Annotated in this window: 15 protein-coding genes; 13 read left to right on the top strand and 2 right to left on the bottom strand. The window is 69.9% G+C overall.

Annotated features, from left to right (window positions below; all coding sequences use genetic code 11):
• The first annotated feature begins 223 nt into the window (after positions 1 to 223).
• From mutS to ACODTB_RS00385, 8 genes are all read left to right on the top strand, one after another.
• Positions 224 to 2,881, top strand: a complete 2,658-nt coding sequence (gene mutS / locus ACODTB_RS00420; RefSeq protein ID WP_291115772.1) for a DNA mismatch repair protein MutS — start codon at positions 224 to 226, stop codon at positions 2,879 to 2,881.
• A complete protein-coding gene (locus ACODTB_RS00415; protein ID WP_291115769.1) occupies positions 2,878 to 3,705 on the top strand; it encodes a proteasome-type protease in 828 nt (275 codons plus the stop codon). Before mutS ends, ACODTB_RS00415 begins: the two co-directional genes overlap by 4 nt.
• A gap of 3 nt (positions 3,706 to 3,708) precedes the next feature.
• The gene (locus ACODTB_RS00410; protein WP_291115765.1) at positions 3,709 to 4,578 is read left to right on the top strand and encodes an alpha/beta fold hydrolase; all 870 of its coding nucleotides are present in this window, start codon (positions 3,709 to 3,711) and stop codon (positions 4,576 to 4,578) included.
• Between the two features lie 42 nt (positions 4,579 to 4,620).
• On the top strand, positions 4,621 to 6,546 hold the full coding sequence (locus tag ACODTB_RS00405) for a PAS domain S-box protein (RefSeq protein ID WP_291115762.1): 1,926 nt from the start codon (positions 4,621 to 4,623) through the stop codon (positions 6,544 to 6,546).
• A gap of 131 nt (positions 6,547 to 6,677) precedes the next feature.
• Complete coding sequence (locus tag ACODTB_RS00400; RefSeq protein ID WP_291115759.1) at positions 6,678 to 7,109, top strand: DUF2306 domain-containing protein; 432 nt, start codon at positions 6,678 to 6,680, stop codon at positions 7,107 to 7,109.
• A 37-nt stretch (positions 7,110 to 7,146) separates the two neighbouring features.
• A complete protein-coding gene (locus ACODTB_RS00395) occupies positions 7,147 to 7,437 on the top strand; it encodes a 2TM domain-containing protein (protein ID WP_291115756.1) in 291 nt (96 codons plus the stop codon).
• Positions 7,438 to 7,475: 38 nt separating this feature from the next.
• On the top strand, positions 7,476 to 8,519 hold the full coding sequence (locus ACODTB_RS00390) for a sensor histidine kinase (RefSeq protein WP_291115753.1): 1,044 nt from the start codon (positions 7,476 to 7,478) through the stop codon (positions 8,517 to 8,519).
• A complete protein-coding gene (locus ACODTB_RS00385; RefSeq protein WP_291115933.1) occupies positions 8,516 to 9,325 on the top strand; it encodes a LytR/AlgR family response regulator transcription factor in 810 nt (269 codons plus the stop codon). The genes ACODTB_RS00390 and ACODTB_RS00385 overlap by 4 nt, the downstream gene beginning before the upstream one ends.
• Positions 9,326 to 9,348: 23 nt before the next feature.
• On the opposite strand, the gene hutC is transcribed toward ACODTB_RS00385, so the two are convergent.
• Positions 9,349 to 10,077 (bottom strand): histidine utilization transcriptional repressor HutC, encoded by a 729-nt coding sequence (gene hutC, locus ACODTB_RS00380; RefSeq protein WP_291115750.1) that lies wholly within the window; start codon positions 10,075 to 10,077, stop codon positions 9,349 to 9,351.
• A 143-nt stretch (positions 10,078 to 10,220) separates the two neighbouring features.
• On the opposite strand from hutC, the gene hutU reads away from it, so the two are divergent.
• From hutU to hutG, 4 genes are read left to right on the top strand one after another with little or no spacing between them, the layout of a single operon-like run.
• Entirely contained in the window at positions 10,221 to 11,918 is a 1,698-nt protein-coding gene (gene hutU / locus ACODTB_RS00375; RefSeq protein ID WP_291115747.1) for a urocanate hydratase, read from the top strand.
• 25 nt (positions 11,919 to 11,943) lie between these two features.
• Positions 11,944 to 13,485: a histidine ammonia-lyase gene (hutH, locus tag ACODTB_RS00370; RefSeq protein WP_488929035.1), complete on the top strand. Its 1,542-nt coding sequence runs from the start codon at positions 11,944 to 11,946 to the stop codon at positions 13,483 to 13,485.
• Positions 13,482 to 14,717 carry an imidazolonepropionase gene (gene hutI, locus ACODTB_RS00365; RefSeq protein ID WP_291113485.1) on the top strand — a complete coding sequence of 412 codons (1,236 nt, stop codon included), beginning with the start codon at positions 13,482 to 13,484 and terminating at the stop codon, positions 14,715 to 14,717. The genes hutH and hutI overlap by 4 nt, the downstream gene beginning before the upstream one ends.
• The gene (gene hutG / locus ACODTB_RS00360) at positions 14,695 to 15,633 is read left to right on the top strand and encodes a formimidoylglutamase (RefSeq protein ID WP_291113483.1); all 939 of its coding nucleotides are present in this window, start codon (positions 14,695 to 14,697) and stop codon (positions 15,631 to 15,633) included. Before hutI ends, hutG begins: the two co-directional genes overlap by 23 nt.
• Positions 15,634 to 15,646: 13 nt before the next feature.
• Here the strand turns inward: hutG and ACODTB_RS00355 are convergent, their stop codons facing one another.
• Positions 15,647 to 16,069: a hypothetical protein gene (locus ACODTB_RS00355; protein WP_291113481.1), complete on the bottom strand. Its 423-nt coding sequence runs from the start codon at positions 16,067 to 16,069 to the stop codon at positions 15,647 to 15,649.
• A 134-nt stretch (positions 16,070 to 16,203) separates the two neighbouring features.
• On the opposite strand from ACODTB_RS00355, the gene ACODTB_RS00350 reads away from it, so the two are divergent.
• On the top strand, positions 16,204 to 16,821 hold the full coding sequence (locus ACODTB_RS00350) for a DUF924 family protein (RefSeq protein WP_291113479.1): 618 nt from the start codon (positions 16,204 to 16,206) through the stop codon (positions 16,819 to 16,821).
• The last annotated feature ends 104 nt before the right edge of the window (positions 16,822 to 16,925 follow it).

Below are 16,925 nucleotides of genomic sequence, written 5' to 3'. Positions count from 1 at the left end.
CCTTGCCACAGCGAGTGCTTGCGGGGCCTGCCGCTGTGTTGCCCAAAAAACGGGCAGTACCGCCGACGCCCCTGTCGTAAGACATAAGATACAGCTCGGGCATCGAAGCCGCCCTCCACAGACCCACCCGCGCCGCCCACCGTCCTTCGCCTGCTGCCACCGACGCAGCCCGTGCCACGGCACAGCGCGGTGAACCCCTGGCCAGACATTCACGACCTCATCGATGAAAAAGGATTTTTCCGACAGCCCTTCCGCCCAGCCGGACCTGTCGCAGCACACGCCCATGATGCAGCAGTACCTCGGCCTGAAGGCCGGGCATCCGAACACGCTGCTGTTCTACCGCATGGGCGATTTCTACGAGCTGTTCTTCGCGGACGCGGAGAAGGCCGCGCGCCTGCTGGACATCACGCTCACGCAGCGCGGCCAGTCGGCCGGCCAGCCGGTGATCATGGCCGGCGTGCCGTTCCACTCGGTGGACACCTACCTGGCGCGCCTGATCAAGCTGGGCGAGTCGGTGGCGATCTGCGAGCAGGTGGGCGACGTGGCCACGGCCAAGGGGCCGGTGGAGCGCAAGGTGGTGCGCGTGGTCACGCCGGGCACGCTGACGGACAGCGAGCTGCTGTCGGACAAGTCCGAAGCGCTGCTGATGGCGGTGCACCCGGGCGCGCGCACGGGTTGCGGGCTGGCGTGGATGTCGGTCACGCAGGGCATCGTGTTCCTCGCGCAGTGCGCGAGCGATGAGCTGGCCGACTGGGTGGCGCGCGTGTCGCCCGGCGAGGTGCTGTACAGCGCAGACGCCACGCCCGCGTTCGAGAAGTCGGTGCAGGCGCTGGCCAGCCAGAGCGGCAGCAACGGCGGGCGGCTGGTGGCGGTGTTGCGCCCGGCCTGGGCGTTCGACGCCGCGCTGGGCCAGCGCAAGCTGCTGGAGCAGTTGCAGGCCGCGAGCCTGGCCGCGTGGGACGCGCAGGACATGCCGGACGCGCACGCCGCCGCCGCCGCGCTGCTGAACTACGCCGAGCACACACAGGGCCGCGCGCTCACGCACGTGAGCAGCCTGCAGGTGGCGCGCAGCGGCGAGCGGATCGACCTGCCGCTGAACACGCGGCGCAACCTGGAACTGACGCAGACGCTGCGCGGCGAGACCAGCCCCACGCTGTTTTCGCTGCTGGACGTGTGCTGCACCGGCATGGGCAGCCGCGCGCTGCGCAGCTGGCTGCTGGAGCCCCGGCGCGACCGCGCGGAAGCGCGCGCGCGGCTGGCCGCCATCGACACGCTGCGCGGTGGCCTGTGGCAGTCGCTGCGGCAATCGCTCAAGGGCGCGAGCGACGTGGAGCGCATCACCGCGCGCACGGCGCTGCGCCAGGTCAAGCCGCGCGAGCTGGTGGGCCTGGGCCAGACGCTGGAGCGTGCGCGCCAGCTGGGGGCCCAGTTGGGCCCGCAGGCCGCTGGCGGTCTGCTGCATGGCATTGCCGCGCACCTCACGCCACCCGAGGGCTGCGCCGAGCTGCTGCGCGACGCCCTGCTGCCCGAGCCGGCCGCGCTGGTGCGCGACGGCGGGGTGATCGCCGACGGTTTCGATGCCGAGCTGGACGAGCTGCGCGGCATCCAGAACCACAGCGACGCCTTCCTGATCGAGCTGGAGCAGCGCGAGCGCGCGCGCACCGGCATCGCCAACCTGCGGGTGCAGTTCAACAAGGTGCACGGCTTCTACATCGAGGTCACGCAGGGCCAGGCCTCCAAGGTGCCGGACGACTACCGCCGCCGCCAGACGCTGAAGAACGCCGAGCGCTTCATCACGCCCGAGCTCAAGGCCTTCGAGGACAAGGCCTTGTCGGCGCAGGACCGCGCGCTGGCGCGCGAGAAGTGGCTGTACGACCACCTGCTGGACGAGCTGCAGGCCTACATTCCCGCGCTCACGCAGCTGGCGCGCGCCATGGCCGCGCTGGACGCGCTGTGCGCGCTGACCGAGCGCGCGCTGACGCTGAACTGGTGCGCGCCGCAGTTCGTGCCCGAGCCCTGCATCGACATCCGCGGCGGGCGCCACCCGGTGGTGGAGGCGCGCCTGAACGAAAGCTCGGGCGGCAGTTTCATCGCCAACGACACGGTGATGGGCCCCAAGCAGCGCATGCAGGTGATCACCGGCCCCAACATGGGCGGCAAGAGCACCTACATGCGGCAGGTGGCGGTGATCGTGCTGCTGGCCAGCATGGGCAGCCATGTGCCGGCCACCTCGTGCCGGCTGGGCCCGATCGACGCGATCCACACCCGCATCGGCGCGGCCGACGACCTGGCCAACGCGCAGTCGACCTTCATGGTGGAGATGACCGAGGCGGCGCAGATCCTGAACGCCGCCACGCCCGAGAGCCTGGTGCTGATGGACGAGATCGGCCGGGGCACCTCCACCTTCGACGGCCTGGCGCTGGCCGGCGGCATCGCCACGCACCTGCACGACAAGTCGCGCGCCTACACGCTGTTTGCCACGCACTATTTCGAGCTGACCGAGTTCCCGGCCAGCCACCACGCGGCGGTGAACGTGCACGTGAGCGCGGTGGAGTCGGGCGGCAAGGGCGGTGGCGGCATCGTGTTCCTGCACCAGATCGAGCCCGGCCCGGCCAGCCGCAGCTACGGCATCCAGGTGGCGCGCCTGGCCGGCGTGCCGGCCGGGGTGGTGCAGCATGCGCGCCACGCCCTGGCCGCTCTGGAGGCCCAGAGCGAAGAAAGCCGCAGCCAGGTGGACCTGTTCGCGCCCCCACCTGCCACACTGGAGCCTGAAGCGCACCCGCTGCAGGCGGCCGTGGCGCAGATCGACCCCGACACCCTGAGCCCGCGCGAAGCGCTGGAACAGCTTTACGCCCTCAAGAAACTCGCTGCCTCATCATGACTTACTGCGTCGCCGTCAAACTCAACGCGGGCATGGTCTTCCTCTCCGACTCGCGCACCAACGCGGGCCTGGACCAGATCAGCACCTTCCGCAAGATGATCGTCTATGAAAAGCCGGGCGACCGCTTCATGTGCCTGCTGTCGGCGGGCAACCTGAGCATTTCGCAGTCGGTGCGCGAGATCCTGCAGGTGGAGCAGCTCACCGACCCCGATGGGGGCGAACCCATCACGATCTGGAACGCCAAGAGCATGTTCGATGCCGCGCGCGTGCTGGGCTCGGCGGTGCGCCATGTGTACGAGCGCGACGGCGACGCGCTGCAGCGCGCGGGTGTGGATTTCAATGCTTCCATGATCTTCGGCGGCCAGGTGCGTGGCGAGGGCATGCGCCTGTTCCAGGTGTATTCGGCCGGCAACTTCATCGAGGCCACGTCGGAGACCCCGTTCTTCCAGATCGGCGAGTCGAAGTACGGCAAGCCGGTGCTGGACCGCGTGATCGGCCCCGAGACGCCGCTGGACGAGGCGGCCAAGTGCGTGCTGGTGTCGATGGACTCCACGCTGAAGTCCAACCTGTCGGTGGGCCTGCCGCTGGACCTGGCGGTGTACGAGGCCAACATGCTGCAGTCCGACAAGATCACCTGCATCGACAACGACAACCCCTACTTCCGCATGCTGCACAAGACCTGGGGCCAGAAGCTGCGCGAGGTGTTCGACGAGATCGAGGACCCGACCTGGGACGACGCGCACACCGACGTGCCGCTGCTGAGCAACAACCCGCGCAACGCGCCGCTCAAGAAGATCACCAATGCCCGGGAAAAGCTGATCTGAGGCATGTCGCTGATCGTCTTTTCCCACGCCAACAGTTTCCCCGCCAGCACCTACGGGGTGCTCTTCAAGTCGCTGCGCGCCCGCGGCCACACGGTGCGCGCGGTGGACCGCTTCGGCCACGAGCCGCAGTACCCGGTGACCAGCAACTGGCCCCATCTGGTGCAGCAGCTGGCGGATTTCGCCGCCCCTGAGGTGGAACGCCACGGCCAGGGCGCCTGGCTGGTGGGCCATTCGCTGGGCGGTTTTCTCAGCCTGATGTGCGCGGCACGCCACCCCAAGCTCGGCGGCCATGCGGTGCGTGGTGTGGTGCTGATCGACTCGCCGGTGCTCGGCGGCTGGCGCGCGCGCACGCTCGAGCTGATCAAGCGCACGCAGCTGGTGGGCTCTGTCTCGCCGGGCAAGGTGAGCCGGCGCCGGCGCCACAGCTGGCCCGATGCGCAGACCGCCCTCGCCCACTTCAGCAGCAAGAAGGCGTTCGCCCGATGGGACCCCCATGTGCTGCACGACTACATTCAACATGGCACGCGCGACGCCGCCGATGCGCAGGGCAAGCCGCAGCGGGTGCTGGCCTTCGACCGCGAGGTGGAGACCGCGATCTACAACACCCTGCCCCACAACCTGGACCGCCTGCTGCGCCGCCACCCGCTGCAATGCCCGGTGGGCTTCATCGGCGGCACCGATTCGCAGGAGATGAAGCAGGTGGGCATGGCGATGACGCTGCGCCTGGTGGGCAAGGCGCACCCCGAGCGGCTTCGCATCCTGGAGGGCAGCCACCTGTTCCCGATGGAAAAGCCGCAGGAGACGGCCGCCGCCATCGACGACATGCTGGGGGCGTTGACCCCCGCGCGCCGGGCCCGCGAGCGCACCGTTTGAGGCGAGCCGGTGTAAGCTGGGCCACTTTTTCACCGCGCGCCCATGACGACCCCACCGTCCTCCACCCATCGGCTGCAGCAAGGCTGGCAGCGCGCGGCGAACTGGCAACCCGAAGAACACAGCCTTTGGCTTCGCTGCGCGGTGGCCGTGCTGCTCACCTTCGCGGCGGTCTGGCTGCGCATGGCGCTGGCACCGGCCGAATCGGGCGGGCGCTTCATCACGCTCTCGCTCGCGACCGCGCTGGCCGCGCTGTACGGCGGCTTCCTGCCCGGCATGCTCAGCGCGGTGCTGGGCACGGTGTTGATCAACTTCCTGATGATCAAGCCGTACTGGAGCCTGGCGATCGACCACCCGGCGGAGGCCTTCTGGCTCAACCTCTGGCACCTGCTGGCGCAGATCGTGGTGGTGGGCTCCATCACCGTGATGCAGCGCCGCAACCAGCGTTTTCAGGAGGCCACCGAGCAGCTCCAGCAAAGCAAGCGGCAGCTGGAAGACACGTTCGAACAGAGCGCCACCGGCATGGCGCACAACCACCTGGACGGCCGCTGGATCCGCCTGAACCAGACCTATTGCGACATCGTGGGCTACACGAAGGAGGACATGCTGACCAGGCATTTCCGCGACTTCACCCACCCCGACGACCTGGAGCTGGACATGCGCGAGCTCAAGCGCACGCTGGCCGGCGAGATCAACCACTACAGCTTCGAGAAGCGCTACATCCACCGGCAGGGCCACGTGGTCTGGGCGCACGTCACCATTTCGCTGGTGCGCAAGGTCTCGGGCGAGCCGGACTACCTGATCGCGGTGGTGCAGGACATCAGCGCGCGCAAGGCCATCGAGGACGCGCTTCGCACCAGCGAGCACCTGCTGCGCCAGGCCCATGGGCTGGCGGGCCTGGCCAGCTGGCGCGCCGACCTGAGCACCGGGCGCTTCGTCACGCTGGCGGGTTCTCACCAGATCCTCGGCCTGCCTTCGGCGGACTTCAGCGCCCAGGACCTGATCGCGCTGACGCACCCCGATGACTTTCCAAGGGCGTTCGAGCTGTGGAAGCTCGCGGTGCAGGGCAAGGCCGACTACCACATCGAGTACCGCCTGCTGTTCGGTGGCGAGGAGCACTGGTTCCTGGTGCAGGCCGAGTTCGAGCGCAACGCGCAGGGCCGCGCGGTAGGCGCGCTTGGCGTGATCCAGGACGTGACCAAGCGCAAACGCGCCGAGATGGAGATCCAGCAGCTCAACGCCTCGCTGGAGCAGCGCATCCACCGCCGCACCGAGGCCTTGAAGGCCGCCTACGACGAACTGGAAAGTTACTCGTACGCGGTGGCGCACGACCTGCGCTCGCCGCTGCGCATCATCAACGGCTTCGCGCAGGCGCTGCACGAAGACAACCCCAGCATGAGCAGCGACAGCCAGTCGCACCTGCAGCGCATCACGGCGGCGAGCAAGAAGATGGGCGAGCTGATCGATGGCCTGCTCACGCTGTCGCAGTTCGCGCGCGGCGAGCTGCAGCGCAAGCCGGTGCACCTCAGCGCCATCGCCACCCGGCTGCTGGAGGAGTTCGCGGGCGCCGAGCCGCAGCGCCGCGTGCGCTGGCAGGTCGAGCCCGGGCTGCACGTGATGGCCGACCCGGCCCTGGTGGAGGCCTTGATGCAGAACCTGCTGCACAACGCCTGGAAATACACGGCGAACACACCCGAGGCGCTGATCCGTGTGGAAGGTGCCTACGAGCATGGCCAGCAGCGCTTCAGCGTGATCGACAACGGCGCGGGCTTCGACATGGCGCGCGCGGCCAAGCTGTTCCAGCCTTTCCAGCGGCTGCACATGCCGCACGAGTTCAGCGGCCTGGGCATCGGCCTGGCCACCGCGCTGCGCATCGTGCAGCGCCATGGCGGGGAGCTGCAGGCCAGCGCCGAGCCGGGGCGTGGCGCCACCTTCAGCTTCACGCTGAGCGCCAAGCCCCTGGCGAGCTGAGTTCCCGCGCCTGCATTTCGCGCCGCGCTGGCGGCGTTTCGCCCCGGGCTGCGGCGGTTCGGTCGCAAGCCGCTGGCACCCGGGCGGCGCCCCCGGCACAGTGCGCTCCATCCCCTCCGATGGAGCCCACCATGCAACTCACACCCCTCATTGCCGTTCACATGACCGCCGCCATCACCGCCGTGGTGCTGGGCCCGGTGGCGCTCTGGGCGCGGCGCGGGCACGCCGCGCGCCAGGCCCACAGCCAGCGCCCGCGCCTGCACCGCGCCATCGGTTATGCCTGGGTCACGCTGATGCTGATCACCGCGATCTCGGCCGTCTTCATCCGCGATTTCAAGCTGCCCAACATCGCGGGCTACACGCCGGTGCACCTGCTGGTGCCCATCGTCTTCGGCAGCCTGTTCCTGGCGTTCCGCGCCCTGCTGCGCGGCAACGTGAACACCCACCGCCGCGTGATGGTGTGGCTTTACGTGAGCGCCTGCCTGGTGGCCGGCGCCTTCACCCTGCTGCCCAGCCGCTACCTGGGTGGCCTGGTCTGGCACCAGTGGCTGGGCCTGGCCTGAACCCTTCCTTTCCTTCCACCTTGAACTGGAGCGCACCATGAACCTCTCGACCCCCCAACACCAGGATCTGGACCGCCTGGCACGCCGCCGCGCGGGCGCCCGCATGGGCTGGTACGTGCACGCGCTGGTCTTTCTTTCGGTCAACAGCGTGCTGGCCATGCTGTCCTTCTCCAGCGGCCGCCACTGGGCCATCTACCCCGCGCTGGGCTGGGGCCTGGGCCTGCTGATCCATGGCCTGGTGGTCTGGCTCGTGCTGGGGGGCGGCGGGCTGCAGCAGCGCCTGGTGGCGCAGGAACGCCAGCGGCTCCAGCGGGAACACGGCCGGTGAGCCCCATGGCGGCGGCGGGCATGCGGGATACTGCGGCCATGCCGCCGTTCCAGTTCAAGCCCGACATCGCCGCCCGCCGCGCCCTGGTGGTCGTGGTGGTCAACACCGTGATCGCGCTGATCATCACGGCGGTCAACGGCGATGCCTTCGCGGTCAACCTCGTGTACTCGCAGTGCATCGGCCTGGGCATCTGGGCCATGATCGACGGTGGCCGCCACGTGCTCAACCCCAGCGGCTGGCCCGGCGCCTGGCGCATGGCCTTGCTGGTGGTGGTCGCGGTGCTGACGTCCTATGGAGGCGGCAGCGTGGTGGCGAACCTGCTGCTGGGCCGCGATCTGTTCGCCAGCCTGAGCAACGTGCCCCGCGCCACGCTGGGCTTCGTGCTGATGTCGCTGGCCGCCGGGGGCTTTGGCGCCTACTACTTCACCAGCCGGGCCATGCTGGCCCATGCGCGCCTCGCGCAGGAAGAGGCCCAGCGCCAGGCCAGCGAGGCACGCCTGAAGCTGCTCGAATCGCAGCTCGAACCGCACATGCTGTTCAACACCCTGGCCAACCTGCGCGTGCTCATCGGGACCGACCCGGCGCGCGCCACGGCGATGCTCGACCGGCTCAACGATTTCCTGCGCGCCACGCTGACCGCTTCGCGCACCGAGGCCAGCGCCGGCCGCCACACGCTGGATCAGGAGTTCGCCCGGCTGCGCGACTACCTGGAGCTGATGGCGGTGCGCATGGGCCCGCGCCTGCGCTACACGCTGGACCTGCCCGACGAGCTCACCACCCAGCCCGTGCCACCTTTGCTGCTGCAGCCGCTGGTGGAGAACTGCATCCGCCACGGCCTGGAGCCCAGCCTGCAGGGCGGCGAGGTCCGCGTCAGCGCGCGCCACGAAGGCAGCGACTTGGTGCTGGTGGTCAGCGACACGGGCGTGGGCAGTGAGCCGTCGCCCACACCCGGTTTCGGCCTTTCGCAGGTGCGCGAGCGGCTGGAAACGGCCTACCCGGGCCGTGCGCGCATGGACTGGCGAGGCCAGCCCGGCGGCGGCACGCGCGCCCTGCTCACACTGCCATGGACCCCATCCCCATGAACGCCACCGCCCTGCTGGCCGAAGACGAACCGCTGCTGGCCCAGGCCCTGCAGGCCGAACTCGCCCGGGCCTGGCCCGGCCTTGAGGTGCTGGCCACCGTGGGCGATGGCGACGCGGCCGTGGCGCACGCGCTGCGCCTGCAACCCGATGTGCTGTTCCTCGACATCCGCATGCCCGGCCAGACCGGCCTGCAGGCCGCCGCCGAACTGGCCGACGAATGGCCCGACGGCGTGCCGTTTCCCGCGCTGGTGTTCGTCACCGCCTACGACGCCTACGCGGTGCAGGCCTTCGAGGCGCAGGCGGTGGACTACGTGCTCAAGCCGGTGCAGCCCGATCGCCTGGCGCGCACCGTGCAGCGCGTGCAGCAGGTGCTGGCGCAAAGGCAGCCTGCCAGCGCTGGGGCCACGGCGTTCGACGAGGCCACGCTCGTGCGCCTGCGCGCCCTGCTCTCGGGCCATGCGCCGGCACCGTCGGCACCACCGCGCCTGCAGGTGATCCAGGCGGGCGTGGGCCAGGGCATCCGCATGGTGCCCATCGGCGAGGTGCTGGTGTTCGAGGCGGCCGACAAGTACGTGCGCGTGCTCACCGCGAACAGCGAAGTGCTGATCCGCACGCCGCTCAAGGAACTGATTCCGCAGCTGGACCCGGCCTTGTTCTGGCAGGTGCACCGTGGCACGGTGGTGCGCGCCGATGCCATCGACAGCGTGCAGCGCGACGAAGCGGGCAAGCACAGCCTGCGCCTGCGCGGCCGGCCCGAGAACTGGCCGGTGAGCCGTCTCTACGCGGCGCAGTTCAAGGCCATGTGAGACCGGTCTGAGGCCGACGGCGTTCAGAAGCTGCCGGTGAACTGGTAACGCGATGCGGGGTGCCACATCGCGGCCACCGAGGCCACCTGCCCTTGCGACTGCGTCTGCCGGCGCAGCACCAGGCAGGGGTCGCCGGGTGCCATGTGCAGCATCTCGGCCACCTCGGGTGGCGGCGCGCTGGCTTCGATCACGAAGTGCACGCCCTGCAGGGGCGCCACGCGCATCAGGTAGGCGTTGGGGGTCTGGCTGTTGAAGTCCTGCGCCATGTAGTCGGGCGCGACCCGGGGGTTGACCCAGCGGTCCTCGACCTGGATCGGTTCGCCGTTCTCGAAGTGCACCACCACCGAGTGGAACAGCGGCTGATCGGCCTTGAGCCCGAAGCGGCGCGCCAGCGCTTCGCCCGCCTTGGCGCGTTCGAGCCTGTGCAACTCGCTGCGGTGGGCGTGGCCGCGCGCGGTGATCTCGTCGGCGATGTTGCGGATCGCCACCAGCGTGGCCTGGTACTTCTGCTGCGCCACGTAGGTGCCTGAGCCCTGCACGCGCTCGACGATCTGCTCGTCGCTCAGCTCGCGGATGGCGCGGTTCACCGTCATGCGCGAGACGCCGAACTCGCGCGCCAGCGCCTCTTCGGCCGGGATGGCGTCGCCCTCGCGCCAGACGCCGGCCTGGATCTGCGACAGCACGTGCTGCTTCACCCGCAGGTAGGCAGGGGTTCGTTCGGCAGCGGGCAAGGCGGGGGGAGCGGGGGTCATAGGGTTTCTACCAGGGCGCGAGCCGCTGAAGTGGTCTTGACAGCATCGATTATCGGCAGATAAAGTTGTCTATACATATTCAAGATTATTCGGTGAATATGTACACCATCACCAGCCGCCATCCGCCTGAAGGAATCCGCCCCGTGACCACCACCGTCGACCCCCGTCTGGACCCCACCCGCGTGATCCGCGCCCCGCGCGGCAACACCTTGCATTGCAAGAACTGGGTGGCCGAAGCCGCCTACCGGATGATCCAGAACAACCTGGACCCCGAGGTGGCGGAGAACCCGCAGCACCTGGTGGTCTATGGCGGCATCGGCCGCGCCGCGCGCGACTGGGCCTGCTTCGACCAGATCCTGGCCTCGCTGAAAGACCTCGAAGAGGACGAGACCCTGCTCGTGCAGTCGGGCAAGCCGGTGGGTGTGTTCAAGACCCATGTCAACGTGCCGCGCGTGCTGCTCGCCAACAGCAACCTGGTGCCCAAATGGGCCAGCTGGGAACACTTCAACGAACTGGACCGCCAGGGCCTGTTCATGTACGGCCAGATGACGGCGGGCTCGTGGATCTACATCGGCAGCCAGGGCATCGTGCAGGGCACGTTCGAGACCTTCGTCGAGGCCGGCCGCCAGCACTACGGCAACGACCTGGCCGGCCGCTGGATCCTCACCGCCGGCCTGGGTGGCATGGGCGGCGCGCAGCCGCTGGCCGCCACGCTGGCCGGTGCCTGCTCGCTCAACATCGAGTGCCAGCAGAGCAGCATCGACTTCCGCCTGCGCACGCGCTACGTGGACAAGCAGGCCAGCGACATCGACGACGCGCTCGCGCTGATCCGACACCACACGGCGCGCAAGGAAGCCGTCTCGGTCGCGCTGCTGGGCAACGCGGCCGAGGTGCTGCCCGAACTGGTGAAACGCGCCAAGGCGGGCGGCCTGCGGCCCGACCTCGTGACCGACCAGACCTCGGCCCACGACCTGATCAACGGCTACCTGCCCGCAGGCTGGAGCGTGGCGCAGTGGAAGGCCGCGCAGCGCGATTCGGCCCAGCACGCGCAGCTGGTCGACGCCGCCGCGAAAAGCTGCGCGGTGCACGTGCAGGCCATGCTCGACTTCCACGCCATGGGCATCCCCACCGTGGACTACGGCAACAACATCCGCCAGGTGGCCTTCGACCAGGGCTTGGGCAACGCCTTCGACTTCCCCGGCTTCGTGCCGGCCTACATCCGCCCGCTGTTCTGCGAGGGCAAGGGCCCGTTCCGCTGGGTGGCGCTCTCGGGCGACCCGGAGGACATCCACAAGACCGACGCCAAGATCAAGGCGCTGTTCCCGCACAACCACCACACCCACCGCTGGCTGGACATGGCGCGCGAGCGCATCGCCTTCCAGGGCCTGCCGGCCCGCATCTGCTGGCTGGGCCTGGGCGAGCGCCACCTCGCGGGGCTGGCGTTCAACGAGATGGTGCGCACGGGCGAACTCAAGGCGCCGATCGTGATCGGCCGCGACCACCTGGACACCGGCTCGGTGGCCAGTCCCAACCGCGAGACCGAGGGCATGCGCGACGGCACGGACGCGGTGAGCGACTGGCCCTTGCTCAACGCCCTGCTCAACACCGCCGGTGGCGCGAGCTGGGTCAGCCTGCACCACGGCGGCGGCGTGGGCATGGGCTACTCGCAGCACGCCGGCATGGTGATCGTGGCCGACGGCAGCGACGCCGCCGCCGAGCGCCTGGCGCGCGTGCTGGTGAACGACTGCGGCTCGGGCGTGATGCGCCACGCCGATGCGGGCTACGAGCTGGCGATCGCCACCGCGAAGAAGCACGGCCTGAAACTCCCGATGGTGGCCTGAACGCAGGCGCGAGACACTTCCTCCCATGACCCTCTCCACCCTCACCCTCCAGCCCGGCCAGATGGCGCTGGGCGACCTGCGCGCCGTCTGGCAGCAGGCCGTGCCCGTGCAACTCGCGCCCGAGGCCCAGGCCGGCATCGCGGCCTCGGCCGCGGCAATCCACGCCATCGTGCGCCAAGGCGACGCGGCCTACGGCATCAACACCGGCTTCGGCAAGCTCGCGCGCACGCGCATCCCGGACGAACAGCTCGAGACCCTGCAGCGCAACCTGATCCTGTCGCACTCGGTCGGCACCGGCGAGCCCATGAGCGACGCCACGGTGCGGCTGGTGATGCTCATGAAGGCCGCCAGCCTGGCGCGCGGCCACTCGGGCGTGCGGCCCGTGGTCATCGACACCCTGCTCGCTCTGCTGAACGCGGGCATCTCGCCGCTGATTCCAGTGAAGGGCTCGGTGGGCGCCTCGGGCGACCTCGCGCCGCTCTCGCACATGACGCTGGCGCTGATGGGCGAAGGCGATGTGTTCGTGCAAGGCCGGCGCGTGCCCGCCACCACCGCCCTGAAAAACGCCGGCATCGCCCCCCTGGTGCTCGCCGCCAAGGAAGGGCTGGCGTTGATCAACGGCACCCAGGTGTCCACCGCGCTGGCGCTGCACGGCCTCTTCATGGCCGAGCGCCTGCTGGAGGCCGGCACCGTGATCGGGGCGCTGTGCGTGGACGCCGCCAAGGGCAGCGACGCGCCCTTCGACCCACGCATCCACACCGCGCGCGGCCAGCCCGGCCAGATCGCGGTGGCAGCGGCCACGCGCGCGCTGCTGGAAGGCAGCCAGATCCGCCGCTCGCACCTGGACAACGACGAGCGCGTGCAGGACCCCTACAGCCTGCGCTGCCAGCCCCAGGTGATGGGCGCCTGCCGCGACCTGATCGCCAACGCCGCGCGCACGCTGCTGATCGAAGCCAACGCGGTCACCGACAACCCGCTGGTGTTCATCGACACCAGCGAGGTCATCTCGGGCGGCAACTTCCACGCCGAGCCGGTGGCCTTCGCGGCCGACACGCTGGCGCTGGCCATCGCGGAGATCGGTGCCATTTCCGAGCGGCGCATCGCGCTGCTGATCGACAGCACGCTCTCGGGCCTGCCGCCCTTCCTGGTGGACAACCCGGGCCTGAACTCGGGCTTCATGATCGCGCACGTGACCGCCGCCGCGCTGGCCTCGGAAAACAAGTCGCACGCCCATCCCGCCAGCGTGGACAGCCTGCCCACCAGCGCCAACCAGGAAGACCACGTGAGCATGGCCACCTTCGCGGGGCGTCGGCTCGACGAGATGGCGCGCAACACCGCGACCATCCTCGGCATCGAGTGGCTGGCCGCGGCGCAGGGCGTGGACTTCCACCGCCCACTGACCACCAGCCCGCGCCTCACGCACACCCACGCCACGCTGCGCCAGCGCGTGCCCTTCTACGCGCAGGACCGCCTGTTCGCCCCCGACATCGAGGCCGCCCTGCAGCTGGTGCTGCGCGGCGAGGCCAGTGCGGGCCAGCCCGACCTCTGTGTCGCGATCTGGACATGACCACCCTCTGGCGCAACGCCCGCCTGGCCACGCTGGACCCGAACCGGGGCAGCGACGGCTGGGGCCTGGTCGAACACGGCGCCCTGCTCACCGAGGGCGGCCGCATCGCCTGGGTGGGCGCGCTGGCCGATCTGCCCGCGCAGGCCCGGCCCGACCACGAGGTGGATCTGGGCGGTGCGCTCGTCACGCCCGGTCTGGTGGACTGCCACACCCACCTGGTCTATGGCGGCCAGCGCGCAGCCGAGTTCGAGCAGCGCCTGAAAGGGGTGAGCTACGAAGCGATCGCGCGCGCCGGCGGCGGTATCCGTTCCAGCGTGACCGCGACGCGCGCCGCGAGCGAAGCGCAGCTGCTGGCCAGCGCCCGGCAGCGAGCGTTGTGCCTCATGGCCGAAGGCGTGACCACGCTGGAGATCAAATCCGGCTACGGCCTCTCGCTCGAGACCGAGGTGCGCTGCCTGCGCGTGGCGCGCCGCCTGGGCGCCGAACTGCCGCTGACCGTGCGCACCACCTTCCTGGGCGCCCACGCCGTGCCACCGGAGTTCGAAGGCCGGCCGGACGGCTACATCGACGCCGTCTGCGCCTGGCTGCCTGAGCTGCACGCGCAGGGCCTGGTGGACGCGGTCGATGCCTTCTGCGAGCGCATCGGTTTTTCACCCGCGCAGACGCGGCGCGTCTTCGACACCGCGGTCGGCCTGGGTCTGCCGGTCAAGCTGCACGCCGAGCAGTTGTCCGACCAGGGCGGTGCCGCGCTCGCGGCCTCCTACCGGGCGCTGTCGTGCGACCACCTCGAACACCTGAGCGCCGAGGGCATCGCGGCCATGCGGGCGGCCGGCACGGTGGCCGTGCTGCTGCCGGGCGCGTACTACTTTCTCCGGGAGACGAAACTGCCGCCCATCGAGGCGTTGCGCGCGGCCGGCGTGCCCCTGGCCGTGTCCACCGACCACAACCCCGGCACCTCGCCGGGCCTTTCGCTGCTGCTCATGGCCAGCATGGCCTGCACCCTGTTCCGCCTCACGCCGCTGGAAGCGGTGCAGGGCATCACGGTGAACGCCGCGCGCGCCCTCGGCCTGGCCGACCGGGGCCGGCTCGCCGCCACCCAGCGCGCCGACTTCGTGGCCTGGGGCCTCGAGCACCCGAACGAACTGGCCTACTGGTTTGGCCGCAACCCCTGCCACCGCGTGGTGGTGGGCGGACAGGAAAGGACTTCCCATGGACATGGCACCCCCCTTTGAATGGAGCGGCCGCGTGGACGCCGAAGAGACCGGCGTCACCACCCGCTGGCACCAGCACGTGCGCGCGGCCACCACCCGATCCACCGGCGGCGTCACGCTGATCGGCTTCGCGGTGGACGAGGGTGTGCGCCGAAACGGCGGCCGCCCCGGCGCGACGCGCGGGCCCGTGTCGCTGCGCCACGCCCTGTGCAACCTGCCCGTGCTGGGCGAGCCCGCGGTGTGGGACGCGGGCGACGTGAGCTGCGGGAAAGGTGGGCTCGAGGACGCCCAGACCCGGCTGGCCGCGCGCGTGGCCCAGGCCATTCAGCACAAGAGCCTGCCGCTGGTGCTGGGCGGCGGCCACGAAATGGCCTGGGGCACCTTCCAGGGCATCGTGAAGAAACGCCCCGACACGAACCGCCTGCTGGTGGTCAACCTCGACGCCCATTTCGACCTGCGCACCGCGGCCCAGGCCAACTCGGGCACCCCCTTCCGCCAGATGCACGACTGGTGCGTGCAACACCAGCAGGCCTTCAACTACCGCGCGCTGGGCATCAGCCGTTTCGCCAACACCCAGGCCCTGTTCGACCGGGCGCGGCAGATCGGCGCGCGCTACTGGCTGGACGAGCACCTGCAGGACGCGGGCGGCGTGCACGACGCGCAGCAGGCGCTGTCTCTCGACCTCGCGCACTGCGATGCCGTGTACCTCACGGTGTGTCTGGATGTACTGCCCGGGGCGCAGGCCCCGGGGGTGTCAGCGCCCGCGACGCTGGGCGTGCCGCTGGCCCATGTGGAGCGGCTGATCGATCAAGTGATGGCGTCTGGCCGCGTCGTCGCGGCCGACATCGCGGAACTCTGCCCGGTGCTCGACCGCGATTGCATCACCTCGCGCCTGGCGGCGCGGCTGGCCGCGCGCATCGCCCGCGGCGCGGCCTGATCGCGCGCCTTGCTCAGCGGCGGCGACCGTCGTAGCGGTCGTCGTCACGATCGTGGCGATGGCCGTGTCGGCGGCCTTCCCACCGTGGCGCGGGGCCCCAGCCGGAGCGGTAGACCGGACGCGGCGCGTAGTACACCGGCGGCGGCCCGTAGTAGACCGGGCGGGGAGCGTAGTAGATCGGACGGGGGGCGTAGTACACCGGCGGCGGCGCGTAATACACGGGGGGCGGTGCGTAGTAGACCGGCGGCGCGTTCGACACGCCCACGACCACGCCTGGGGTGTTCACACCAATGGACCAGTGCACGTCGCTGCGGGCGTGGGCCTGCGAGCCCATGGCCGACAAGGCCCAGGCACCAGCGGCCAGGGTGGCGAGGGTGAGACCACGGGCCAGCGCCGAGGTGCGGCTCCAAGGGGTTTTCAAGGTCTGTGTGTTCATGTGGGGCTCCAATGCAGGGTGGTTTGCGCACCCCGTGACCGTATTACAGGCAATTCCGCGCTAACCTGTTCCACATACTCGGTCAAAGTCGTTGCCAGACGTAACGCCTGCCCCATCTTTACATTGAAACCTCCATGAAAACCCTCATGCCACCCACCGCGCAGGACGTGCTCGACTTCTGGCTCGGGGACGGCCTGGAACGCGGCTGGTGTTCGGACAAGCGCGACGAGCTCTGGTTTGGCGGCAGTCCCGAGATCGACGCACGCATCCGCGAGCGTTTTGGCGCGCTGGTGGAACAGGCGCTGGACGGCGGCCTGGGCGAGTGGGAGGCGCGCATCGACACGCGGCTCGCTCTGGTGCTGCTGCTCGACCAGTTCACCCGCAACGTGCACCGGGGCCAGGCGCGCGCCTTCGCGGGCGATGCGCGGGCCCAGCAGCTGTCGCTGCAGGCGCACGCCAGCGGCATGGACGCCGAACTCGCCACCGTGGGCCTGGTGTTCCTGAACATGCCGCTGATGCACGCGGAAGACGCCGCCCTGCAGGCCGAGAGCGTGCTGCGTTTCCAGCGCCTGCTCGACACCTGCGCGCCCGAGCTGCGCGACACCCTGGAGCGCAACCTCGAATTCGCGCGGCTGCACCGCGACATCGTGGGCCGCTTCGGCCGCTTTCCGTACCGCAACGCCGTGCTCGGGCGCACCAGCACGCCCGCGGAAGAAGACTTCCTGAAAGACGGACCGCGCTTCGGGCAGTGAGGCCGGCGCGCCCCAGGGAAACGTCACCAAAAAGACACGAACAAGTCACGATCGCGTCACGGCCGGTTTCTACAACCGTGGTTTTCAACCACCACGTCGAGACC

The sequence above is a fragment of the Hydrogenophaga sp. FG152 genome, assembly GCF_057809615.1.
This window is presented reverse-complemented; position numbering and strand designations above follow the sequence as displayed.